Source organism: Bacillus sp. YH3-2-B2 (genome assembly GCF_053663335.1).
The window spans coordinates 609,643-632,217 of sequence record NZ_JBSJQE010000002.1; the positions used below are offsets into that span (position 1 = coordinate 609,643).

23 protein-coding genes are annotated in these 22,575 nt (G+C 46.1%); 16 read left to right on the forward strand and 7 right to left on the reverse strand.

Annotation, left to right across the window (positions count from 1 at the left end):
• Positions 1 to 7 precede the first annotated feature (7 nt).
• The 12 genes from ACWJJX_RS08020 to ACWJJX_RS08075 all read left to right on the forward strand — a co-directional run bounded on the left by ACWJJX_RS08020 (position 8) and on the right by ACWJJX_RS08075 (position 11,567).
• Positions 8 to 625 (forward strand): hypothetical protein, encoded by a 618-nt coding sequence (locus tag ACWJJX_RS08020; RefSeq protein ID WP_454022879.1) that lies wholly within the window; start codon positions 8 to 10, stop codon positions 623 to 625.
• A 36-nt stretch (positions 626 to 661) separates the two neighbouring features.
• Positions 662 to 1,339, forward strand: coding sequence for a response regulator transcription factor (locus ACWJJX_RS08025; RefSeq protein ID WP_176283550.1), 678 nt, complete (start codon positions 662 to 664; stop codon positions 1,337 to 1,339).
• Entirely contained in the window at positions 1,336 to 2,397 is a 1,062-nt protein-coding gene (locus ACWJJX_RS08030; RefSeq protein WP_454022880.1) for a sensor histidine kinase, read from the forward strand. The genes ACWJJX_RS08025 and ACWJJX_RS08030 overlap by 4 nt, the downstream gene beginning before the upstream one ends.
• 115 nt (positions 2,398 to 2,512) lie before the next feature.
• Complete coding sequence (locus tag ACWJJX_RS08035) at positions 2,513 to 3,967, forward strand: tetratricopeptide repeat protein (RefSeq protein ID WP_060674008.1); 1,455 nt, start codon at positions 2,513 to 2,515, stop codon at positions 3,965 to 3,967.
• A gap of 397 nt (positions 3,968 to 4,364) precedes the next feature.
• Positions 4,365 to 5,777 carry a C40 family peptidase gene (locus tag ACWJJX_RS08040; protein ID WP_003151485.1) on the forward strand — a complete coding sequence of 471 codons (1,413 nt, stop codon included), beginning with the start codon at positions 4,365 to 4,367 and terminating at the stop codon, positions 5,775 to 5,777.
• A gap of 206 nt (positions 5,778 to 5,983) precedes the next feature.
• On the forward strand, positions 5,984 to 6,934 hold the full coding sequence (trxB, locus tag ACWJJX_RS08045) for a thioredoxin-disulfide reductase (protein ID WP_007407423.1): 951 nt from the start codon (positions 5,984 to 5,986) through the stop codon (positions 6,932 to 6,934).
• Positions 6,935 to 7,207: 273 nt separating this feature from the next.
• A complete protein-coding gene (locus ACWJJX_RS08050; protein ID WP_003151491.1) occupies positions 7,208 to 7,675 on the forward strand; it encodes an 8-oxo-dGTP diphosphatase in 468 nt (155 codons plus the stop codon).
• A gap of 25 nt (positions 7,676 to 7,700) precedes the next feature.
• Positions 7,701 to 8,588: an RNase adapter RapZ gene (gene rapZ, locus ACWJJX_RS08055; protein WP_012118535.1), complete on the forward strand. Its 888-nt coding sequence runs from the start codon at positions 7,701 to 7,703 to the stop codon at positions 8,586 to 8,588.
• Entirely contained in the window at positions 8,585 to 9,538 is a 954-nt protein-coding gene (locus tag ACWJJX_RS08060) for a gluconeogenesis factor YvcK family protein (RefSeq protein WP_003151493.1), read from the forward strand. The genes rapZ and ACWJJX_RS08060 overlap by 4 nt, the downstream gene beginning before the upstream one ends.
• Before the next feature lie 26 nt (positions 9,539 to 9,564).
• Positions 9,565 to 10,515: a DNA-binding protein WhiA gene (gene whiA / locus ACWJJX_RS08065; RefSeq protein WP_454022881.1), complete on the forward strand. Its 951-nt coding sequence runs from the start codon at positions 9,565 to 9,567 to the stop codon at positions 10,513 to 10,515.
• Positions 10,516 to 10,538: 23 nt separating this feature from the next.
• Complete coding sequence (locus ACWJJX_RS08070; RefSeq protein ID WP_025853523.1) at positions 10,539 to 10,796, forward strand: HPr family phosphocarrier protein; 258 nt, start codon at positions 10,539 to 10,541, stop codon at positions 10,794 to 10,796.
• Between the two features lie 24 nt (positions 10,797 to 10,820).
• Positions 10,821 to 11,567 carry an arylamine N-acetyltransferase family protein gene (locus tag ACWJJX_RS08075; protein WP_070082432.1) on the forward strand — a complete coding sequence of 249 codons (747 nt, stop codon included), beginning with the start codon at positions 10,821 to 10,823 and terminating at the stop codon, positions 11,565 to 11,567.
• Positions 11,568 to 11,626: 59 nt separating this feature from the next.
• Here the strand turns inward: ACWJJX_RS08075 and ACWJJX_RS08080 are convergent, their stop codons facing one another.
• Together ACWJJX_RS08080 and ACWJJX_RS08085 are read right to left on the reverse strand one after the other, a co-directional pair.
• Complete coding sequence (locus ACWJJX_RS08080) at positions 11,627 to 12,016, reverse strand: ribonuclease (protein WP_223151841.1); 390 nt, start codon at positions 12,014 to 12,016, stop codon at positions 11,627 to 11,629.
• 204 nt (positions 12,017 to 12,220) lie between these two features.
• On the reverse strand, positions 12,221 to 13,186 hold the full coding sequence (locus tag ACWJJX_RS08085; RefSeq protein ID WP_070082431.1) for a 2-hydroxyacid dehydrogenase: 966 nt from the start codon (positions 13,184 to 13,186) through the stop codon (positions 12,221 to 12,223).
• 400 nt (positions 13,187 to 13,586) lie between these two features.
• Here ACWJJX_RS08085 and ACWJJX_RS08090 point away from each other — a divergent pair, with 400 nt between their 5' ends.
• Together ACWJJX_RS08090 and ACWJJX_RS08095 are read left to right on the forward strand one after the other, a co-directional pair.
• Complete coding sequence (locus ACWJJX_RS08090) at positions 13,587 to 14,168, forward strand: beta-class carbonic anhydrase (protein WP_003151503.1); 582 nt, start codon at positions 13,587 to 13,589, stop codon at positions 14,166 to 14,168.
• Positions 14,169 to 14,170: 2 nt separating this feature from the next.
• Positions 14,171 to 15,760, forward strand: a complete 1,590-nt coding sequence (locus ACWJJX_RS08095; protein ID WP_025853522.1) for a SulP family inorganic anion transporter — start codon at positions 14,171 to 14,173, stop codon at positions 15,758 to 15,760.
• Between the two features lie 44 nt (positions 15,761 to 15,804).
• Here ACWJJX_RS08095 and ACWJJX_RS08100 read toward each other — a convergent pair whose 3' ends face one another.
• Entirely contained in the window at positions 15,805 to 16,125 is a 321-nt protein-coding gene (locus ACWJJX_RS08100; RefSeq protein ID WP_003151506.1) for a MazG nucleotide pyrophosphohydrolase domain-containing protein, read from the reverse strand.
• 115 nt (positions 16,126 to 16,240) lie between these two features.
• Here ACWJJX_RS08100 and ACWJJX_RS08105 point away from each other — a divergent pair, with 115 nt between their 5' ends.
• A complete protein-coding gene (locus tag ACWJJX_RS08105; protein ID WP_015387658.1) occupies positions 16,241 to 16,816 on the forward strand; it encodes an LOG family protein in 576 nt (191 codons plus the stop codon).
• Positions 16,817 to 17,047: 231 nt separating this feature from the next.
• On the opposite strand, the gene ACWJJX_RS08110 is transcribed toward ACWJJX_RS08105, so the two are convergent.
• Both ACWJJX_RS08110 and ACWJJX_RS08115 read right to left on the reverse strand, forming a co-directional pair.
• Positions 17,048 to 18,424, reverse strand: coding sequence for an MFS transporter (locus ACWJJX_RS08110; RefSeq protein WP_102422872.1), 1,377 nt, complete (start codon positions 18,422 to 18,424; stop codon positions 17,048 to 17,050).
• A 42-nt stretch (positions 18,425 to 18,466) separates the two neighbouring features.
• On the reverse strand, positions 18,467 to 19,597 hold the full coding sequence (locus tag ACWJJX_RS08115; protein ID WP_102422873.1) for a 2-methylaconitate cis-trans isomerase PrpF family protein: 1,131 nt from the start codon (positions 19,595 to 19,597) through the stop codon (positions 18,467 to 18,469).
• Between the two features lie 173 nt (positions 19,598 to 19,770).
• On the opposite strand from ACWJJX_RS08115, the gene ACWJJX_RS08120 reads away from it, so the two are divergent.
• A complete protein-coding gene (locus tag ACWJJX_RS08120) occupies positions 19,771 to 20,631 on the forward strand; it encodes a LysR family transcriptional regulator (protein WP_003151510.1) in 861 nt (286 codons plus the stop codon).
• Positions 20,632 to 20,674: 43 nt separating this feature from the next.
• Here the strand turns inward: ACWJJX_RS08120 and clpP are convergent, their stop codons facing one another.
• On the reverse strand, positions 20,675 to 21,271 hold the full coding sequence (clpP, locus tag ACWJJX_RS08125) for an ATP-dependent Clp endopeptidase proteolytic subunit ClpP (protein WP_003151513.1): 597 nt from the start codon (positions 21,269 to 21,271) through the stop codon (positions 20,675 to 20,677).
• Positions 21,272 to 21,518: 247 nt separating this feature from the next.
• Positions 21,519 to 22,493, reverse strand: a complete 975-nt coding sequence (locus ACWJJX_RS08130; RefSeq protein ID WP_278071337.1) for a LacI family DNA-binding transcriptional regulator — start codon at positions 22,491 to 22,493, stop codon at positions 21,519 to 21,521.
• Positions 22,494 to 22,575: the final 82 nt, after the last annotated feature.

Below are 22,575 nucleotides of genomic sequence, written 5' to 3' on the forward strand. Positions count from 1 at the left end.
GTGAATTATGAAAAAACGCACAAAGATTTTTTATTGTCACGCGGCCTTACTGCTCGTATTCATGACTGCCGGGTGTACGGACGGTAACGATGAAGAGCCGAGCCATTCTTCAAGTCCGGCCGGAGAAAGCAGCGGCATCAACAAGGCTGAAACAGCATCAGCGGCAGAAAAAAAAGAACCCGTAATCAAAGATTCACATCACATCTCTGCGGACAAAAGCGAACCGAACAACATGTCGGCAGATTATTCTCCTCTGCAAATTGAATATGCCCGCATCTGGCTGCAGCTTGGGGAAAATCAGCAGATAGATGAATTGAACGTTCGCCGCATTCCGGCCGGAGCACTCGTCAACCCTGACGATCATACGAGCGCCCGCTATCCCGAAGATGTTACGCAGTTAGCAGGCTCCCGGTTAGTCGATGGGTCAGTCACTTACAGCAGCAATGGTGACGGCACCATTCAGGTATACAATGTTCCTTTGCGCTGGGAGTCTCGTGAAGATATTGATCAAGGCGTAATGAAAGAAGTGACGGAGGAAATGATCCGCCATACAAAAAAAGTGTCTGTCGATACAGGAGACAATGAAAAAATAAGACGGTTAATAGACATCATGTCGATTCATTAAAAGAAGACAGGCAAAAAAGCAGAAGGAGGGATTTTCATGGCTGTCATATTGGTTGCGGATGACGACCGCCATATCCGTGAGCTTGTCCGCCTCATGATGGAGCAGAGCGGCTTTGACGTCGCAGAAGCGGAAGACGGGGAAGCGGCGGTGAAGCTGATCGAATCAGCACCTATTGATCTCATCATACTGGATGTGATGATGCCGAAAATGGACGGGTTTGAAGTCAGTGAAGCCGTCCGCAGCTTTACGGACATTCCGATTTTGATGCTGACGGCAAAAGGCGAAACGCTGGACAAAGTGCAAGGTTTTACTTCCGGAGCGGATGATTATCTCGTCAAACCGTTTGAGCCGCTTGAGCTGGAAGCAAGGGTCAAAGCATTGCTGAAACGGTACCGGATCACCGCTGAAAAACTGCTGACCATCGGAAATGTCACATTAGATAAGCAGTCCCGCACCGTAACGCGCGGCGGCGGAGCGGGATTGACGCTGCCCCGGCGTGAATTTGAGCTTTTATTTAAGCTCGCCGGTTATCCGAATAAGACGTTTTCAAGAGAACAATTAATAGAAGATATTTGGGGCTTTGATTATGAAGGTGACGAGCGGACGGTTGATGTGCATGTTAAAAGGCTGAGGGAACGGTTTCCGGAAAAGGACTATCCGTTTGCCATCCATACGGTGCGGGGGCTCGGGTATCGGTTTGTGGTGACAGAATGAAACGGATCTTCAGAACGGCTGGAAAAATCATCATCCTTCTCACCGTCACCGCATTCTTATGGCTGGCGGCTCACCTGATCGTTCAGGGATTCGGTCTCATATGGCCGATTTTGCTTGTGCCGTACGCCGAGCAGATTCTGACGCTTTGGCTTGTTTTCGGCCTGCTGTTTGTAACGATGTTTATTTTTTCAAAGTCAGCACGTGAAAGACATCATGCGATCTGGGATTCGCTGACCGCCACGATCAAGCAAATGTCGAGCGGCAACTTCACAGCGGCCGCTTCCCGGAAAATGGAGAAGATTGAACGGGACCACCCCGTGACGAAATTGGCTGATGAACTGTCGACACTCGCCGCGGAACTGAGTGAAATGGAAAAGCTGAAACAAGAATTTATTTCGAACGTTTCCCATGAAATCCAAACCCCGCTTACTTCATTAAAGGGCTACGCGCATCTTCTGAAAAAACCGGATTTATCATATGAGGAGCGGGGGCGCTACTTACACATCATCGAGACAGAAACAGAACGATTATCAAAAATCAGTGAAAATCTGCTGAAGCTCACTGCGCTTGAACGCCAAACCGAACCGATACAAAAAAAACCGTTCCGCATTGACAAACAGCTGCGGCGCACCATATTGACCTGTGAGCCTGAATGGTCTGCCAAACAGATTGAGTTTCTCATTGATTTACAGGAGTCGTATGTGTACGGAGATGAAGCGCTGCTCAGCCAAGTATGGATGAATCTGATTCACAATGCCGTAAAATTTACCGGTGAAGGCGGCCGCATTTCCGTTAAAATTGTTGATCTGCTGGGAGCGGCGGCTGTCGAAATCGCCGACGACGGAATCGGAATGGAGCCTGAACAGGCGGAGCGTGTATTTGAACGGTTTTATAAAGCGGACAAGGCGAGAAATGCAGGGGGAAGCGGGCTCGGCCTGTCCATCGCCCAAAAAATCGCAGAGCTGCACGGCGGTTCGATAGAGGTTGAGAGCAAGCGCGGCGAAGGAACCCTTTTCCGCGTCATTCTTCCAGCCGAGCCTCGTGAAAAAAACAGCTAAAATCTGGTCGAACCAGCCAGTAAAAAACGAAGCCGATCCTGTCTTTTGAACTATTGAGGCGAAACCGTTTTATGGTATACTACTGACGGTAATACGTATAAAACGGAGGATATTTGTGGGAAAACACACTTCTGAACAGAAAAAGCACGCGCAAATTGTCCAGCTGCTTCAGGATGGACAATATTTTTTTCATAAAGGCTTAAAAGCATATAAAGAGCGGAATTTAAAACGGGCCAGCAAACTGATTCAGCGGGCCGTCCACCTCGAGCCGAATGATTCCGAAATGCTGTCCCGGCTGGCCGTCATTTATTCTGAAATGGGCCACTACCAGCAGTCAAATGAGCTGTTCGACTTTATTTTGGTGAACCTGAAAGAAGAAATGCCCGAGTGTCATTATTTTAAAGCGAATAATTTCGCGCATTTGGGGCTCTTTCAGGAAGCATACAAAGAAGCGGCGGCTTATTCAGATGCCGATCCGGACGGGGAATTCAGCGAAGAGATTGAAAATCTGATGGAGCTTTTGGATTTCGGCGAAGCGGGTGAAAACGAATCGCTCTATGACCAGGATGAGCTGCTGATCAGGCAGGACCGGGCAAAAATGCTTCTTGAGAGCGGCCAGCTTCATGAAGCGGTTGTCATGCTTGAAGAGATTACGGCCGATTACCCCGAGCTTTGGTCTGCATACAACAACCTGGCGCTCGCTTACTTTTACTCAGGCAATGTTACAAAAGCGAAACAGACGGTATTCGAAGTGCTTGAGAAAAATGAAGGCAATCTCCATGCCCTGTGCAACCTCCTTGTATTCTGCTATTACGAGAGGGAAGATGAAAAAGTCGGAGAATTGAGCGGAAAACTCGCCAACGTGTATCCGATTTTATTCGAACAGCGCTATAAGCTGGGGGCGACGCTTGCGCTTGTCGGCAGACATGATCTCGGTTATAAATGGCTCCGTTCTCTTTACAAAAGCGGGTTCGAAGGCGACGAAACGTTTTATTACTGGCTTGCCGCCTCAGCCTACGGGACAGGCCGCACAGAATTTGCAGAAACCATTTGGAAAAAGGCCGAAGCCGAATTTCCCGAATCAGACCGGCCCGCGCCTTGGGCGGAGCGGCAGGAACCGCTGCCTGCTTCACTTGAACAGCGGCTTGCCGCCTATTATATCAGCAGCGCTGAAGGAGAGCGGAACCAGCTTGAAAAAGTTCTGACGGTAAAACGCGCCGTTTCACCGTTTGAACAAGATTTCGTCAGACTGCTGCTTTCCGGTGAAAAAGGCGCTTCAGGCGTCTCCGGTGACGCGCTGTTCACGTATCGGACGGTCAAGCTTCTGGAGAAAGCGGAAGCCGACAGTTTAAAAACTGACGTCATGAGCTGCTGGGTTTTTCACGTCATTCAGCACATCCGCGCCGCCGCTGCCGTACAGAATGAGCGGGCATGGGCCGCAGCCATCGCATACGTATGGAAAGAAGCTAACGGCGAAAAAACGACGAAAAAAGAAACGGCCGCCGTTTACGGTATAACCCCGGCAACCCTTTCGAAATACATCAGACAAATAGATGATATATTAGAATAAAACCGATTCTTTCTATATAAAGAGTCGGTTCTTTTTTTTATCATAAAGGGGCAAAACAGAACTTTACCGCCGAAAAAAGAGGTATTCATACGTATTTTTTTGCTTTTTGAATCGAAATCAGGCTGTAATCACCGTTTATTTTGCAAAATATGAGATTTGCAATCACATTGAAATATAACTGTAATAAAAATTGTCGAAACATGATGGTATAATGAGTCTCGTACATAAGAGATTAGTTTATTTTACATGTGCTGTATAATCTATACCAATTAACCAGATTCAAAGAATCGTACATAAAAATCATCAGCCTCACGGGCATGTGAGGGAGCGTAACTTTGATGTTCATAATAGAATTCCAAATGAGAACAGGTTTAAAGTAAAAGGGAGGAAAGAAAAAGTGAAAAAGAGTTTATTAACACTTGGTTTGGCTTCCGTCATCGGGACAAGCAGTTTTTTAATCCCGTTTACAAAAACTGCATCGGCGGAAACATTAGACAGCAAAAAAGCGAAAATTGAAAGCAAGCAATCTGAGGTGGCTTCAAGCCTTGAAGCAAAAGAAAGAGAATTGTCTAAGCTTCAGGATAAGCAGGCTAAGATTGAAAAAGAACTGAAAGACATTAACGCTAAAGCGTTGGATACAAGCAATAAAATCGAAGATAAAAAAGCTGAAAACGAAAAAACGAAAAAGCAGATCGCTGATTTGAAAAAAGAAATCAAAGAAACAGAAGCGCGTATTGAAAAACGCAATGAAATCCTGAAAAAACGCGTTCGCTCTTTACAGGAAAACGGCGGTTCTCAAGGATACATAGATGTACTTTTAGGAGCGACAAGCTTCGGAGACTTCATTTCCCGTGCGACTGCAGTATCTTCTATCGTTGATGCGGATAAAGACCTGATCAAACAGCAGGAGCAGGATAAAGCGAAACTCGAAGACGCAGAGGCTGAACTTAACGTGAAGCTGAAAAAAGTTCAAGATGATCTTGCGAAACTCGAGTCTATGCAAAAAGACCTGAACAAACAGCTTGATCAGAAAGACAAGCTTTTCGACGAAGCGAAAAACGGTCAGAAAAAAGCGGCTTCCGCTATCTCTGATCTGAAAAAAGAAGCGTCACAGCTTGCAAACCAAAAAGCTGACACTGAAAAAGAACAGAAGCGCATTAAAGCTGAGCAGGCTGCAGCGGCTGCCCTGATCAAAAAACAGGAAGAAGCGCAAAAAGCTTCTGAAGACCAAAACCAAAAAGATGACAGCCAGCCGGCACCGGCGGTTAAAACTGTGAAAAAAGCGGCTGTTTCAACATCATCTGATTCATCTGACAGCTCAAGCAAACCGAAGAGCACTTCAGGCGGATCATCTCATAACAGCGGCGGTTCAGATGATTCTGACGGCGGATCTGTTATTTCAAATTCAGGCGGTATTGAAGGCGCGATCAGCGTAGGATCAAGCCTTGTGGGTCAATCTCCGTATAAATTCGGCGGCGGACGCACTCAATCCGATATTGACAACCGTATTTTTGACTGCTCTTCATTCGTACGCTGGGCTTATGCTAACGCAGGCGTTAATCTCGGACCTGCAAGCGGCACAAACACAGATACATTAATCGGAAGAGGTAAAGCAGTAAGCGCGTCTGACATGAAACGCGGAGACTTAGTTTTCTTCAACACGTATAAAACAAACGGCCACGTCGGCATCTACTTAGGTAACGGAACGTTCCTGAACGATAATACATCACACGGTGTATCCATTGATTCTATGAGCAACCCTTACTGGAAGAAAGCATTCAACGGCAATGTAAGACGTGTCGTGCAATAATGAATAAGACAAGGGCCTTCTATCCCGGAAGGCTCTTTCTTTATTTGTATACCCGCTCAGGAGCTGCCTAATCACGGTTTCTCAGAAAAATGAGCAAAAAAATAGCGAATTGCCCTCAGATTTAATAGGATATGGGTAAGGAATACGATTGATGGGGATTCTTAGTCATATAGGGTGCGCCCCATTTCGAAAAGGAGTGAATCATGGTGTCAGAAGAAAAAATTTATGATGTGATCATTATCGGCGCGGGTCCGGCGGGGATGACCGCTGCTGTTTACACATCACGAGCGAACTTATCCACATTAATGATCGAAAGAGGAATTCCGGGCGGCCAGATGGCCAACACGGAGGATGTTGAAAACTATCCGGGTTTTGAAAGCATTCTCGGCCCTGAACTTTCTAATAAAATGTTTGAACATGCGAAAAAATTCGGTGCGGAATATGCGTACGGTGATATTAAAGAAATTGTTGACGGTAAAGAATATAAAACGGTCAAAGCCGGTTCAAAAGAATATAAAGCGCGCGCCATCGTCATTTCTGCCGGAGCGGAATACAAAAAGATCGGTGTCCCCGGCGAAAAAGAACTGGGCGGCCGCGGCGTATCGTACTGCGCGGTTTGTGACGGCGCGTTCTTTAAAAATAAAGAGCTTGTCGTTGTCGGCGGCGGAGACTCCGCCGTTGAAGAAGGCGTCTATCTGACACGCTTCGCTTCAAAAGTCACCATCGTTCACAGACGTGACAAATTGCGGGCGCAAAGCATTCTTCAGGCGCGTGCCTTTGACAATGAGAAAATTGACTTCAAATGGAACAAAACCGTAAAAGAAATCCATGAGGAAAACGGAAAAGTCGGCAGACTTACTCTTGTGGATACCGTGACGGGAGAAGAGGAAGAATTCAAAGCTGACGGCGTCTTTATTTATATCGGTATGCTTCCGCTTTCTAAACCGTTCGAAAACTTGGGCATCACAAATGAAGAAGGCTACATTGAAACAAATGCCCAAATGGAGACAAAAGTTCCAGGCATTTTCGCCGCGGGAGATATCCGTGAAAAAACGCTCCGCCAGATCGTAACGGCGACAGGCGACGGAAGTATTGCGGCTCAAAGCGTTCAGCATTATGTGGAAGAGCTTGAGGAAACGCTCAAAACCGTTAAATAATCACTGTAATGTTCAGTTTTTGAATCGTTACTGTGTTTTAATTACGCTGTAACACGGGTGAAATACTGATGTTTTAAGATGAAGGTAGTAATTGACCCCCTTTTTAATGAATACACTTTGGCACGGATTCCAGTATCCGTGCCCTTTTTTTGCGATTTTTTGTTTTCTGTCAAATAAAAGAAAAGGATGTCGGTGTCTCTGCATTGTGAGAGACATGCCGAAACGGTATAATGAAGAGACGATGATTTGTTGAGAAGGTTAGGTGACGTACTTGTGCAAAGAGTGACAAATTGTGTGCTGCAGACAGATGATCAGGTTCTCCTTCTCCAAAAGCCGAGACGGGGCTGGTGGGTCGCGCCCGGCGGGAAGATGGAAAGCGGCGAATCCGTCAGAGATTCCGTTATCAGAGAGTACAGAGAAGAGACGGGCATTTATATACTAAATCCGCAGTTAAAAGGCGTGTTTACCTTTATTATTAAGGAACAGGAACAAATCGTGTCAGAGTGGATGATGTTTACTTTCGTCGCCGACTCCTACACGGGGCGGAATGTCGCTGAATCAGAGGAAGGCGTTCTGAAGTGGCATGACGTAAAAGATATCCACAGCCTTCCGATGGCCCCCGGAGACGGGCATATCCTTGATTTTATGATCAAGGGCCAAGGGCTTTTGCACGGCACCTTTACGTATACGCCGGACTTCGAGCTGCTCAGCTATCGTTTAGATCCGCAGCTTATCAAATAAAAGAAAGACCGCAGGGGGGAGAAAGATGAGTATGAATGAAAACCATGATATTCAGCTCGTCATCATTACGGGAATGTCTGGAGCGGGGAAAACCGTCGCCATTCAAAGCTTTGAGGATCTCGGCTATTTTTGCGTCGACAATCTGCCGCCTTCCTTGCTGCCGAAATTTTTGGAGCTGATGAAAGAATCAAGTTCAAAAATGAGCAAGGTCGCGCTTGTCATGGATCTGCGGGGACGTGAATTTTTTGACAGGCTGATTGAGGCACTGGATGAAATGGCGGAAAATCCGTGGATTACACCGCGCATTCTCTTTTTAGACGCTAAGGATTCCATCCTTGTGACGAGATACAAAGAAACGAGGCGTTCTCACCCGCTGGCCGCTACCGGGCTTCCTCTCGAAGGAATCGCGCTGGAACGCCAGCTGCTTGAAGAATTGAAAGGGCGCTCTCAGCTGATCTATGACACATCGGATATGAAACCGCGTGATCTGCGTGAAAAAATCGTGGCGCATTTCGCCACGAACCAAGGTGAAACATTTACAGTGAACGTAATGTCATTCGGGTTCAAATACGGGCTTCCGATAGATGCCGACCTCGTGTTTGATGTAAGGTTTCTGCCGAATCCGTTCTACATTGAAAGCATGAGGCCGCTTACGGGGAAAGATGAGGAAGTGTCATCCTATGTGATGAAGTGGAACGAAACACAAAAGTTTATTGAAAAGCTTGTTGATCTGCTCGGCTTTATGCTTCCGTCTTATAAGCGGGAAGGTAAAAGCCAGCTTGTCATCGCGATCGGCTGTACGGGCGGCCAGCACCGCTCCGTCACGCTCGCTGAGTATTTGGCTGACTATTTTAAAAAAGATTTCTATACTCATGTCACTCACCGGGACATTGAAAAGAGAAGCCGGAAATGAATAAGAAGCCGAAAATCGCAATCTTCGGCGGCGGAACAGGTCTGTCCGTGCTGCTTCGGGGGTTAAAGCATAAGCCCGTTGATATTACGGCGATTGTGACAGTTGCTGATGACGGCGGAAGTTCAGGCCGTCTGCGGGATGAACTTCAAATTCCGCCGCCGGGTGACATCCGTAACGTACTGGCCGCTTTGTCAGATGTTGAGCCGCTCGTTGAAAATCTGTTTCAGCACCGTTTCAATAAGGGAGGCGACTTAACCGGACATTCGCTCGGCAATTTGATTTTGGCAGCGATGACAAATATAACCGGTGATTTCTTTCACGCTGTCACCGAAATGAGCAAGGTGCTGAATGTCCGCGGCAGAGTGCTGCCTGCTGCCAACACCAGTGTCGTTCTTCACGCTGAAATGGAGGACGGGCAGGTCGTCTCCGGAGAATCGACAATCCCTTCTTACGGCCAGCGGATTAAACGGGTGTTTCTTACGCCTGAAAAAATTGATCCGCTGCCGGAAACGATTGACGTCATCCGTCAGGCCGATTTAATCATTATCGGTCCGGGAAGCCTGTACACAAGCATTCTTCCGAATCTGCTCGTGCCGAAAATCGGAGAGGAAGTCGTCAAGGCCGCGGCCAAAAAAGTATATATATGCAACGTCATGACACAGCCCGGCGAGACGCTTCAATACAGCGCGGCCGACCATGTCAAGGCGCTGAACGATCATATGGAGCAGCCGTTTATCGACACGATCTTAATCAACAATGAGGAGATCCCTGACGAAATCAAAAGCAAATATGCGAAAGAGCTGGCCCGGCCCGTCGACTTCAATGTTGAAAAGCTGAAATCCATGGGGCTTGAGGTCATCAGGGATCAGATTATCACGTATAAAAATGGCGTAATCCGTCACGATACACATAAAGTGGCTTCTCTTCTTGTCGATTTATTAAGGGACTAGAGGCCTTTTGAAATGAGGTGGCTAATATGTCATTTGCATCGGAAACAAAAAAAGAACTGACGAATCTGGAAGTGAAGGACTGCTGCGCCAAGGCGGAGCTGTCCGCGCTGATTCGGATGAACGGTTCCCTGTCATTTTCAAACCGCCATCTCGTGCTTGACGTTCAAACCGAAAATGCGGCGATTGCCCGCCGCATTTATACATTGCTGAAGAAACAATATGATGTATCGGTCGAACTGTTAGTCAGAAAAAAAATGCGGCTGAAAAAAAACAATGTTTATATTGTGCGCTTTTCTGAAAATGCAAAGCTGATTTTAGAGGAATTGAAAATCCTCGGGGAGAACTTTATATTTGAACGGAATATTTCTGAGGAACTGGTGGCGAAACGGTGCTGCAAACGATCTTATATGAGAGGGGCGTTTTTGGCGGGGGGATCTGTGAATAATCCCGAAACCTCGTCGTACCACTTGGAAATCTTCTCGCTTTATAAGGAACATAACGATTCATTATGCGCGCTGCTGAATGAATTTCATCTGAACAGCAAAACGCTTGAACGGAAAAAAGGCTATATTACGTATTTAAAAGAGGCGGAAAAAATCACTGAATTTCTGAATGTCATCGGCGCTCACAATTCATTGCTGCGCTTTGAAGATGTGCGGATTGTCAGAGATATGAGAAACTCAGTGAACCGCCTCGTCAATTGTGAAACAGCAAACTTAAACAAAACCATCGGGGCTTCTCTCAGACAGGTGGAAAATATTAAATACATTGATGAACGGATCGGTCTTGAAGCGCTGCCGGAAAAGCTTCGCGAAATTGCGGAGCTGCGGATTGATTATCAGGAGGTCACGCTGAAAGAACTGGGGGAAATGGTTGCAAGCGGGAAAATCAGCAAATCCGGCATCAATCACAGGTTGAGAAAGCTCGATGAAATCGCAGAACAGCTGCGTACAGGACAAAGCATCACTTTGAAATAACCGTACAGAAAAGGGGAGATCTTATGGTTCAGGGGAAAGTGGAAGTGCGTTTAAAGACAGGATTGCAGGCGCGCCCCGCTGCATTGTTTGTACAGGAGGCAAATCGTTTTGCATCAGATGTGTTTCTTGAAAAAAACGGCAAGAAAGTGAATGCCAAAAGCATTATGGGATTAATGAGTCTGGCAGTCAGCTCGGGGACGGAAGTCACTCTGATCGCTGAAGGCGACGATGAAAAGGAAGCGCTGGAAAAGTTGTCCGCTTATGTGCAGGAAGAAGTGTAAACACTTTGTAAGGGGGACGGAACGATGAATGAGTTTCTGAAAGATTGTTATCAAACGATAGGCTGGGAAAAGGATTCCCTCGATTTCAGCAACCTGCCGGAGTTTTTAAAGGCGCTCGCGTATCGGTTTCCGTTTGAAAATCGCGCGGTTTTGTCCAAAAAAGAATATGACGTCACGAAAGAAGGACTGTGGCGGCACATGGTGAAGGAACCTCACGGCGGCCTTTGTTATGACTTGAACGGACTGCTTTATTTCATCCTGAAAGATGCCGGATTGGATGTCAAATTGATCCGCGGAACGGTCTGGAAAAACGGCTGGGCGCTGCCCGGCACACATGCGGCCGTACTTCTTTCCGCCGGAGGGAATGAGTACATCGCTGATGCAGGCTTCGGCCTCAATCTCGCCATGCAGCCTGTGCCGATGTCGGGAGACGAGACGGTATCAGCGGCCGGAGCGTTCCGCGTGAGGATAGAAGATACGGAATTCGGGGCATACGTGCTTGAAATGAACAAAGGGGACGGCTGGCAGACAGGTTACGCATTTTCGCTTGAAGAAATCGATGAAAAGGACCTCAAGTCTATGAAACAAACAATCTTTGAACATGAACGTTCTCCTTTCAACAAACGCCTGCTTGCTTCTAAGCGGACACCGGAAGGGCACATGGTTCTGTCTGAACGCAATATAACAATAAAAAAACACGATGGCACGGCGGAAAACAGCAGAATAGACCGATCAGAGTTCGAAGAAAAATTTACTGCTCATTTTATATGAAGCTCGCAGGTTCTCTGTAAAAAAACGGCCTCCGCAGGGAAGCCGTTTTTTGTATGTGTTTATCTCATTTTTGTAAAGGTTTGATAGTGGTCTGTCGTCTTATAAATCAGCCAGTCGCTTGAGTAAAGAATCCGGTCTGAATTTCTGAAGCCTGATGTATAGTTAATATCCGCTTCACGCCACGTCCGTCCGCTTTTGGCCGGGAGTTTGCCTTCCCTGTTTGAGAAGATGTCCCCGCCGATGCTTTTCCCCGGGGCGACGTCCGCCAGATTCCCCTTTGATGCCACCCAGCCGAGGGCCTGTGCTTCTGATTTTGTAATGTAATTATCAGGAAGCTTATGATAGGTCTGAAGATAATCCGCAACCCCGTCAAACGTGTTGATAACCTGTGCTTCAGTGTGCGCCTTGTGAGAAGATGTATCCGTCTTGGCAGCCGTTGAAAACAGCATCCCCGCCGCGGAGAACAGCACCAGCAAACAAACGGAAATCCACGATAATCGTTTTTTCAAAGCAATACCTCCCATTTTTATCATGTGAAGCTGATTCCTTTTCATTGTATCAGCATCGAGAGAAAGGAATAGAAAGAATTTAAAAATAGTACTTTTGATCTAGTGAAAAATAAACCCCGGCTGAAACGGCCGGGATTTTTCATCTCATTGAAATTCCTTCGTGAGGTTTTTCGGTGTTTTTCCGTATACGGCGTCAATCATGTTTTGTGCGGCTTGCTTGAACATATTCAAGCGGATTTTTGCCGTTGCTGACCCGATATGAGGAAGCAATGTGACGTTTTCCAGCTGCAGGAGCGGATTGTCTTCGGCGATCGGCTCTTTTTCAAACACATCTAAACCGGCGCCTTTTATCCAGCCCTCCTGCAATGCGCGGATGAGCGCTTTCTCATCAACCGTCTTTCCCCGGGAAATATTGACGAAACATGCCGTATCTTTCATCAATTTAAATTCCCGCTCTCCCATCATATGATACGTTTCGTCAGTAAGCGGCGTAATTAAAAGCACAAAGTCTGATGTTTTCAGCAGTGTATCTAAGTCGGCATATGTAACCCCGAGTTCCTTCTCAGCATCCGGTTTTCTGCTGCGGTTATAATACAGCACGTCCATATCGAAGCCGAATTTTGCCCGTTTGGCAGCTTGTTCACCGATTCTGCCCATGCCGATAATTCCTAATGTCTGATGGTGGACATCCATACCGAAAAGAGATTCCTCCTCAATGGTTCCCCATTTGCCGGCGCGGACGAATCGATCCAATTCGGCAACCCGTCTGGCGGAAGACAGAATTAATGAAAAAGCCAGATCAGCGACAGTGTCATCTAAGGTGTACGGTGTATGCGTGCCGACAACCCCGCGTCTTTTCATTTCTTCAATATTAAAATTATCATAGCCGACTGAATTATTGCTGACGACCTTCAGCTTCGGCGCGTGATCCAGCAAATCACTGTCAATCGCCGTTCCGGATGTCAGCAGCCCTTCAGCATCTTTCATTTTTTCGTACAGTTCCTCTTTTGGAATGGTATCTTCTTTCCAGATGTCATAGCGGCAATGCTCGCCTATCATTTGTTCGACTTCGGGCGGTATCGGTTTCGCGATGAATACATAGGGTTTCAACGGGCTTCTCCTCCTTTGTCTTTCTTCTCTATTTTATTATATAAGAGAAGCGGTAACGTGAGAAATATTCAAACGCATTACGATAAATTTCTGGTTCTTTTGAACTTAAAATGAAAGAAAAAGAAATGTACATGCTTGATTTCTCCAAACAGTAACAGAATCCGCCTATATTTCTGAAGGCAAAATGAGCGGAACCGCTGTTTTTAAAAGCTTTATAGGTTGGTGTAAAGATAAATTTTATTATTTTTGAAAGATATAAATGAATATAATCTGAATTTACAGTCAAATTATCGTGTCTTTTTTTGAAAGCGCTTTTGAGGCCTTTTTCTGTGCTATAATTCCTTACTGTAAGCTGGGTAAGAAGGCTTGCAATACAATCGGATGGGAGATGAATAGAAAAATGGTTTCTTTATCAAGCATTTTGGAGCACAACCAGCAGTTTGTCCAAGAAAGGAAATATGAACCTTACCAAACGACAAAATTCCCGAAAAAAAAGCTTGTCATCGTATCCTGTATGGATACAAGGCTGACGGAGCTTCTGCCGCAGGCGATGGGACTCAGAAACGGCGATGCCAAAATCATAAAAAACGCGGGAGCCATTGTTTCTCACCCATTTGGAAGTGTCATGCGGAGCATTTTGGTTGCCGTTTATGAACTGCAGGCAGAGGAAGTCTGCATCATAGGTCACCGCGAGTGCGGAATGTCGGGATTAAATGCGGCTTCCATATTAAATAAAGCAAAAGAGCGCGGCGTGGAGGACAAATGTCTGAGCCTTCTGCAGCATGCGGGAGTCGATTTGGAAACATGGCTGACCGGTTTTCACAGCGTCGAAGAAAGCGTGGCCCACAGCGTGAATATGGTCAGGCATCATCCGCTCTTGCCTGAAGAGGTGCCGGTGCACGGGCTGGTGATCGATCCGGGAACGGGGACGCTGGATGTAGTCGTTGACGGTTATGAAACAGTCAAAGGAGGATGCAGCTGACGATGCAATTTACCGGCAGATACCAGGGGTACAATTTGCAGAAATTTCAGAAAGACCTAATCGCGGGAATTGTGGTCGGAATTGTAGCGATTCCACTGGGAATGGCCTTTGCCATCGCCTCGGGGGTCGGTCCGGAATACGGGCTTTACACCGTTATTGTGGCCGGAATTCTGATTTCGCTGTTGGGCGGCTCTAAATATCAGATCGGCGGGCCTACAGGGGCGTTTGTTCCCATTTTATTTGCCATTGTGATGCAGTATGGTTTTGAGAATTTACTTGTAGCCGGTTTTATGGCAGGCGTCATGCTCGTTCTGTTTGGCGTATTTAAGCTCGGAAAGATTATGAAATTCGTGCCGAAGCCGGTGATCGTCGGATTTACGGCCGGGATCGCGGTGCTGATTTTCTCGGAGCAGATTGCCCATTTTCTCGGTCTGCGCGATATCCAAAAGCATGAAAGCTTTATCCTCAACATTGCGGAAATAGGCAAGAAGATCGGAACCTTTAATTTGTACAGTATCCTCATCGCGGGAATTGCTTTGGCCATTTTGCTGTTATCAGCCAGGCTGATGCCGAAGATTCCCGGCGCGCTTGTGGCGCTGCTTGTCTCTACAGCCGCGGCGGTCGTGTTTTTTCCTGACAAAATGGCGACAATCGGTTCTGCTTACGGGGAAATTCCGCGGCAGCTTCCGGCTTTCCAGCTTCCGGATTTCTCAATTGATAACATGATAATGATGTTTCCGTCGGCTCTGATCATTGCGCTTCTCGGCGGACTTGAATCCATATTATCGGCGATGGTCGCGGACAATATGAAAGGATCACGGCATGACAGCAATAGGGAGCTTGTCGGGCAGGGCATCGCCAATATGGCAGCGCCGCTTTTCGGCGGCATACCGGCAACGGGAGCGATTGCGCGGACCGCAACAAATATTAAAAACGGCGCAGTTTCTCCGATTTCCGGTGTTGTCCACGGAGTCACCGTCCTCCTCGTCCTGCTCGTCTTCGCCCCGCTTGCCGTTCACGTACCGCTGGCAAGCATGGCGCCGGTATTGATGGTAGTGGCTTGGAACATGAGTGAGCGGAGGGAAGTCGCCAATATGATGCGGCTGAAAAACACTGATTCATTCGTACTGGCGGCAACCTTTTTGCTGACGGTTCTGTTTGATTTAATCATCGGCGTTTCTGCCGGTCTCGTGCTCGCTTTTGTTTTCTTTATCAGAAAGATGAGCGAATCAACAAGCATTAAAACACCGCATGCCGCTGTCAAATCGGTTAAAAATGATTCGTCCGTCAGCACATATTCCATTGAAGGGCCGCTGTTTTTCGGTTCAATTGATTCACTGGAATCATCGCTGCTGGAGAGGCTTCAGGAAAAGCCGAAGACGCTTATTCTGCTGATGAATAATGTGCATTACATGGATACCTCCGCAGAAGCGGTGCTGGGGAATGTGATGAACCGGATCAAACGGCATAACGGGAGATTGATGATCGTCGGATTGCAATCACAGCCGAGAGAGCTGATCCGGAAGACGGGGCTGTTTCATAAAATCGGGAAACAGCATTTCTTTGAGCATCAGGACGAGATAACGGGATAAATTCAGATACGGCCTGTCCATGAAAAAGCGGACAGGCCGTGTTTTTATTCGGTTTCAAAGCGCTTGATCAGTTTTTCCTGATGGGCTTTCATCGCATCTTCTAACGTGATTCCGTACTTATCGGCAAGGATAGCCAGATTTCCGAGGACGTCACCCATTTCTTCAATCAGCTCCTGTCTGCGTTCAGCCTGGGTTGCGTCCTTTTCATCCGGCCGGTCTCTGCCGATTTCATATGCTCTTACCGCCCGGGCGAGCTCACCCGCCTCTTCCATTAAAAAGCCGATTCTGATAAATGGCCCGTACGCCGTCCATCCTCGTTTTTCGTAAAAATCTTTCGTCCATTGTTCTGCTTCAGCCATCTGCATGTGAAACACTCCTTATGTCCTGTATGATTCTTATTGATATTATCATATAGAGATGGGACAATATATAGTGTATTTTGATTTATTGATGTACATATATAGATGCGGAGATGAAAAAATGAAAACCATTTGTGTATTTGCGGGGTCAAACCCGGGGGTAAATGAAGAGTACAAACGCAAAGCGGCCGAACTGGGTGAATATATGGCGGAGCAGGGAATCGGCCTTGTTTACGGCGGTTCACGGGTCGGTCTGATGGGAACCGTTGCTGATGCGTTAATGGCAGGCGGCGGAAAAGCTGTCGGCGTCATGCCGAGCGGGCTTTTCAGCGGAGAGATTGTTCATCAGAATCTGACGGAGCTGATTGAAGTCAGCGGCATGCATGAGCGGAAAGCGAAAATGAGTGAACTTGCCGACGGGTACATTGCCATGCCCGGCGGTTTCGGAACATATGAAGAGTTATTTGAAGTGCTGTGCTGGGCGCAAATCGGCATTCATCAAAAACCGATCGGACTGTACAATGTGAACGGGTATTTTGAGCCGATGATGAAGATGGTCAAGTACAGCATCCAGGAAGGATTTTCGAATGAGTCTCATTTAAAGCTGATACACAGTTCCTCCCGGCCGGATGAGCTGATTGAGCAGATGAATCGGTATACATACCCGATTTTAGATAAGAAATGGCGGGAATTGTAAAGGAAGAGGTCTGAAATATGTTTCGGCATCTGAAGGAAAATTGTTCGGCGGTTGCATCTAATTTATTCTGACGGAAAGTTCTTTTCTCTTTCTCGTGCGTACCACGCCTTTCTTCGTAATAAGAGATATGGCTGAGAATAAGATGCGAATGAGAATGCTGTTGGGGGTGAAAGAAGAACATCCATTTCCTCAGAGGAGATGGATGTTTTGCGGTTTGCAGACTGTATGCGTTTACAACTTTTGTTGTACGAATGTTTCTTCCGATATGAAATCATCCTGCTGCATCTTTTGTTTTTTTGAACCGATTCCAAATATACCGACTGTCAGTGCACAAAGAAACCAGCAGCCTGTAAAGAATAAGAAAACACTTAAAAATCCGTAGCCTGAATACAGGAAACTGACGACAAAGGGACCGGCTACATTTGCAAGACGTCCTACGCCGTAAGTGAGGCCATTTCCAGATGCCCTGGCTTCAACCGGATATAATTCCGGCGTATAAGCATATGCGATCGAACTGAAAGTACGCTCAAACATATGCATGAGAAATCCGCATACGATAATGACCATCGGCAAAGGATTGATGCCGTAAAAGAATCCAAGCGCCATAATAATTAACGATAAAACAGAAATGGCCCACTTTCGATCCACACGGTCAGAGATTTGCGACGCAATGAGAGCGCCCAGCGGGGCACCGATCGTTCCCAGAGTGACGTATACGATAGACTCATCCATTGATACGCCTTCTTTCACCAGAAGGGTGGGAACCCACGTGCCAAAGCCTTGAATGGCAATCGTGGAAGCTGCCCACATCGTCATTAAAACAAAAGTTCTTCCTGCCAAAGGCTTTTGAAACAGCGTCCGATATGGAACGGATTTTACAGCGGTTTGGCTGCTTTGCAGAGCCGGAGCTGGTTCAGGCAGTTCACCCTTTTCTTTTTCTGCTTTTGCCTCCAGTTCAAGCAGAATGCGGTGTGCTTGTTCGCTTTTTCCTTTCGTGTCCAGCCATTTCGGTGATTCTTCCAGTTTTCTGGCGATCAGCGGAAAAAAAATACCGACCGCGCCGAATAGAAAGATAAACCGCCAGCCGTAAGAGGCGGACGGCACGACCAATTTAGCCACCCAGCCGGCCGCAGGAATTCCGCATATGCCGATTGTAATACAGATTGCCTGGTATTTTCCCTTAGTTGCGGATGGGAAAAATTCGCTGATATACGTACTTGCCACAATCGTTGTGGCGCCGATACCTAAACTCGTAAGAAATCTAAAAACACCGAGTATTTCTGGGTTCCAAGCCAGAGAAGAGAGGAGGGAGAAGGAAGAGAAAAAGGTGACAACCAGAATTAAACCTTTTTTCCTTCCGAAACGGTCTGAAAACCATCCTCCGGCAGAGGCGCCGATAAACATCCCGAAATAGGAGACAGACGTAATAAAAGCGATGGTATGAGTGGATATGTTCCATTCCTTTAAAAGTGAAGGCGCCGCATACGAAAACGTATTTAAATCGATAAAATCAAAAAAGTAAGCGAATGAAAGGATAACGAGCACTGCTTGATGGGCCCTTGAAAAAGGCAGTCTGTTTAATCGATTAGACGCATTTACATTGATCATCTCGTATTCCTCCGTTTATCTTTGACTTGTCTGAAGACGGTATTAACCAATGTGATTCAGCGTATTCATGTTGTAACTTTGTTTAGTAAACACATAGCCTTCAGAGATTTTTCTTGCTGTGCGTACTACTTTAATCGTTGTTCCGTCCGGATCAACATCTGCCTCGGTTTTTAAAATACCGCTTGGATGCCCCAATCGGATCGTTCTGCCGGAGAATGAAAATTCAGATAATATTGTGTCTTGCAATAGCATGCCGGCAGTCGTACATACCGCCCCTGTAATGGCTAAAGCTTGATGCGGTTTTTGCATGGACATCATACGAATGACAAGATCCATCTCTTCTGCATGTCTCTTTATCCCTTTTGTATCGATATAATCCGCTGGAGATGAGATTAATGTCAGTTTTGGTACGGCCGGTGATTTTGCAGCAGCCTCATGTCTCGGAGCGAATCTGCATTTCTCGGCTGCAATCGATCGGATCATTTCGAGCTTTTCCAATATATCCGGGGTATATTCATCCGGAAGTTCTAAGCCGGTAAGCCCCATGTCCTTTGCTTTTACAAAGACAAGCGGATTGGCGTAATCAATAATCGATACCGAGATATTTCCATACGGTGTATCGAGAACATCAATAGGCTGACCAGTGGGAAACAGCTTACCGGTCACCGCTCCTTCAGCCTGGTGAAATGAAAGATAAATAGGAGAAGCTGTACCTGGAACCCCCGGAATCGAGCAGTCTCCCTGATAATGAAATGTTCCGTTTTTGACTTCAACTTCTGCTGCGATCACTTTTTGAGTGTTTGTGTTTAAAATTCTGACTGTTGTCACCGGCTCTTCAGCTTGAACGAGCCCTTTCTCAATAGCATAAGGGCCTACGGCAGAAGAGATATTTCCGCAATTGCCTTTGAAGTCGGTAAATTTGTCAGTCAGACTGACCTGCGCAAATGTATACTCAACATCTGCGTCCTTTCTGGCGGATTTCTTAATAATGGCTGCCTTGCTTGTGAGAGAATGGCCGCCGCCGAGACCGTCAATTTGTCTCTCGTCAGGGCTCCCCATAATGTCTAAAAGAAAATCGCTCCATAGGTTTGTATCGTCTGGCATGTCTTTTTGAAGAATAAAAACGCCTTTGCTGGTGCCGCCTCTCATAACGGTTACAGGAACTTTTTCCATGCTGTCTCATCCTTACATCATTTTGTGTGGATAAAAAGGTACCGGTCCCTTTGGAAGATATCGTATGATAAATAAGGATTATAAGTAAAACATATAATTTTTATAAAGTTGAATAAAAAACTTTTATAATATGAGAAAATTTTATAGCAGAAAAATATTTTGGGGGATTTCATATGGATGAAAAGGATTGGATTGTGCTCATTACATTATTCGAAGAAAAAAATATGACGAAGGCGGCAGAGCGATTATATATGACACAGCCGGCGTTAAGTTATCGGCTCAAAAACCTGGAAGCACAATTCGGAGTGCGCCTTTTTTATAAAAGAAAAAAAGGGATGGAGTTCACTTCAGAAGGTGAACATCTGGTTGATTATTCGAAAGAGATGCTGCAGGAGTTCAGAAGAGTGAAGGATGATATGCTCAATATGAGCCATGAAGTCAGCGGGGTTCTCAGATTAGGAGTCTCAAGCAATTTTGCTCAGTATAAGCTCCCGGCGATTCTAAAACGGTTTTCTGATCAGTATCCGTCTGTTCAATTCCACGTCAATACGGGATGGAGTGCGAAGGTGATGGATCTGCTTCATCATTCGGGGGTACACCTTGGGATTATGAGGGGAAATTATGATTGGCAAGGGGAAAAACAACTGCTGAATGAAGAGAGGCTGTACCTTATTTCAAAAACTGAAATCAACAGTGAGGACCTTCCAAAATTGCCGATGATTTATTATCAAACTGATGCTTCTTTGAAAAGTTTGATTCAAAAATGGTGGAATAACCAATTTACTGAACCGCCTTTCATTGCAATGGAGGTAGACAGGCAGGAAACCTGTAAAGAGATGGTGAAAAACGGCCTCGGTTATTCTGTTGTGCCGGAAATCTGTCTTCAGCCTTCTGATGAATTATACACATTGGCGCTGTCTTATAAAAATAACGAGCCTGTGATACGCGATACTTGGCTCATGTATGATTCTTCAGCGTTAGAATTATCTGTCGTCAAAGCATTCATTACTTTTTTGAATGGGAATAAAGCATAAAAAAACCTGCAAGAGACATCATCTCTTGCAGGTTTCTGAGGCATTACTTCTGGTCTTCCGTATTGCGTGTCAGCACTTTATCGATTAAGCCGTATTCTAAGGCTTCATCAGCTGATTTGAAGTTGTCGCGGTCTGTATCGCGCTCAATGACTTCAAGCGGCTGGCCGGTACGTTCAGCAAGCACTTTGTTTAATTTGTCGCGAAGCAAGAGAATGCGTTTTGCCGCAATTTCAATTTCTGTCGCCTGTCCTTGCGCTCCGCCAAGCGGCTGGTGAATCATAACTTCACTGTTAGGAAGCGCGTAACGTTTGCCTTTTTCTCCGGCTGCAAGTAAAAATGCTCCCATAGAAGCGGCCATACCGATGCAGATCGTGGATACTTTCGGTTTAATGAACTGCATTGTATCATAGATTGCCATACCGGCAGTGATTGATCCGCCAGGGCTGTTAATGTAAATGGAAATATCTTTTTCAGGGTCTTCCGCTTCAAGGAATAAAAGCTGTGACACGATGGAGTTCGCAACGTTGTCATCAATCGCAGATCCAAGCATGATAATACGGTCCTTCAAAAGACGGGAGTAAATGTCATAAGCTCTTTCTCCGCGGTTCGTTTGTTCAATGACTGTAGGTATTAAATTCATAATGCTCCTCCTTCACCTTTTAGGTAAGTATGTATTTACATGATACATTTTTGGTCAATAAAGGTCAAACAAAACGCTGACCAAAATGCCAACCTTTTCTTCTAACACCATTTTTCCCATAAAACAAAAAGTTCAAACAGCAAAGTGGAAATGAGGATGATCAGCGCCGGAGCCTTGAGAAAATGATATGGCCGGAGCGCTCAAAATAGACCGCAGTTCCGTCGGTACATACGGCTGAACGGTCTGACTACGTTGACCGTCCTTCCAAAAGCCGTACCGGCAAACACGTTTCCAGCGGCAAATCATCAAATTCGCCTTCAATTTCTTTTGCTAAAATCTCGATGGCTGTTTTGGAAATCAATTCGATCGGCTGCTGGATGGTTGTCAAGTCCGGCAGAACCGATTGAACGGTTTCAGTGCCGTCATAACCGATCACTTTTAATTGATTCGGGATGTCTTTCCCCCGTTTTTTAGCCTCGTTCATCACGGCAGCCGCCATGATATCATCGCTGGCAAAAATTCCGTCGGTGTCAGGCTGTTCATCGAATAATGTTGAAATAATATCATGGTAATGCTGATAAAAGGGTACTTCATATGTAATAGGCTTCCGTCCGTGTTCATGCATGACGTCTTCGTATGCTTTTCTTCTGAGGTTTGCCGGTGTTTCGAGTTCAATCGGGCCGTTGAGATGGACGATGTGCCGGCACCCTTTTTCAATCAGCAGTTCAGCCGCCTTTTTTCCGCCGTCATAGTTGTCTGAGCCGACGACGGGAATCGTGTCCGATAAGTAATGATCAATGGCGACAATCGGCAGATTCTGCTTGTGATAATTGAGAATTCCCCGGTTATAAGTCACGGCGATCACGCCGTCCACTTGGTTTCTTATCAGCATCTCCAAATATTTTTCTTCCTTATCCTTTCGATGTAAACTGTTGCAAAGCAGCAGTTTGTAGCCCATGGACGTACAGTTGCTTTCAATATGAAAGGCGAGTTCGCCGAAAAACGGGTTGCTGGAGTTTGGAATGATAAGTCCTATTAAATTGGTTCGTTTTCGGAATAAAGAGCGGGCCAGATCGTTTGGAAAGTAATTGATTTCTTCCATCGCCTTGTACACTTTTTCTTTTGTTTTTTCGCTGATATAGCCGCGGTTATTTAATACCCGCGAAACGGTTGTAGATGAAACTCCCGCTATTTTCGCAACATCATGAATGTTAGGCTTCATTCCCGTGCCCTCCTGCTTACTGAAATGGCTTACAATTTCCGTCACGCACTTATTTTAGAGAATCAGGCTGACATGTGCAAGG

Excerpts from the sequence above, each read along its gene's own strand:
- ACWJJX_RS08020 (WP_454022879.1), top strand. The coding sequence starts at position 8 with ATGAAAAAACGCACAAAGATTTTTTATTGTCACGCGGCCTTACTGCTC.
- ACWJJX_RS08025 (WP_176283550.1), top strand. The coding sequence starts at position 662 with ATGGCTGTCATATTGGTTGCGGATGACGACCGCCATATCCGTGAGCTT.
- ACWJJX_RS08030 (WP_454022880.1), top strand. The coding sequence starts at position 1,336 with ATGAAACGGATCTTCAGAACGGCTGGAAAAATCATCATCCTTCTCACC.
- rapZ (WP_012118535.1), top strand. The coding sequence starts at position 7,701 with ATGAGTATGAATGAAAACCATGATATTCAGCTCGTCATCATTACGGGA.
- ACWJJX_RS08060 (WP_003151493.1), top strand. The coding sequence starts at position 8,585 with ATGAATAAGAAGCCGAAAATCGCAATCTTCGGCGGCGGAACAGGTCTG.
- whiA (WP_454022881.1), top strand. The coding sequence starts at position 9,565 with ATGTCATTTGCATCGGAAACAAAAAAAGAACTGACGAATCTGGAAGTG.
- ACWJJX_RS08070 (WP_025853523.1), top strand. The coding sequence starts at position 10,539 with ATGGTTCAGGGGAAAGTGGAAGTGCGTTTAAAGACAGGATTGCAGGCG.
- ACWJJX_RS08075 (WP_070082432.1), top strand. The coding sequence starts at position 10,821 with ATGAATGAGTTTCTGAAAGATTGTTATCAAACGATAGGCTGGGAAAAG.
- ACWJJX_RS08080 (WP_223151841.1), bottom strand. The coding sequence starts at position 12,016 with ATGCTGTTTTCAACGGCTGCCAAGACGGATACATCTTCTCACAAGGCG.
- ACWJJX_RS08090 (WP_003151503.1), top strand. The coding sequence starts at position 13,587 with ATGGTTTCTTTATCAAGCATTTTGGAGCACAACCAGCAGTTTGTCCAA.
- ACWJJX_RS08095 (WP_025853522.1), top strand. The coding sequence starts at position 14,171 with ATGCAATTTACCGGCAGATACCAGGGGTACAATTTGCAGAAATTTCAG.
- ACWJJX_RS08100 (WP_003151506.1), bottom strand. The coding sequence starts at position 16,125 with ATGCAGATGGCTGAAGCAGAACAATGGACGAAAGATTTTTACGAAAAA.
- ACWJJX_RS08105 (WP_015387658.1), top strand. The coding sequence starts at position 16,241 with ATGAAAACCATTTGTGTATTTGCGGGGTCAAACCCGGGGGTAAATGAA.
- ACWJJX_RS08110 (WP_102422872.1), bottom strand. The coding sequence starts at position 18,424 with ATGATCAATGTAAATGCGTCTAATCGATTAAACAGACTGCCTTTTTCA.
- ACWJJX_RS08115 (WP_102422873.1), bottom strand. The coding sequence starts at position 19,597 with ATGGAAAAAGTTCCTGTAACCGTTATGAGAGGCGGCACCAGCAAAGGC.
- ACWJJX_RS08120 (WP_003151510.1), top strand. The coding sequence starts at position 19,771 with ATGGATGAAAAGGATTGGATTGTGCTCATTACATTATTCGAAGAAAAA.
- clpP (WP_003151513.1), bottom strand. The coding sequence starts at position 21,271 with ATGAATTTAATACCTACAGTCATTGAACAAACGAACCGCGGAGAAAGA.
- ACWJJX_RS08130 (WP_278071337.1), bottom strand. The coding sequence starts at position 22,493 with ATGAAGCCTAACATTCATGATGTTGCGAAAATAGCGGGAGTTTCATCT.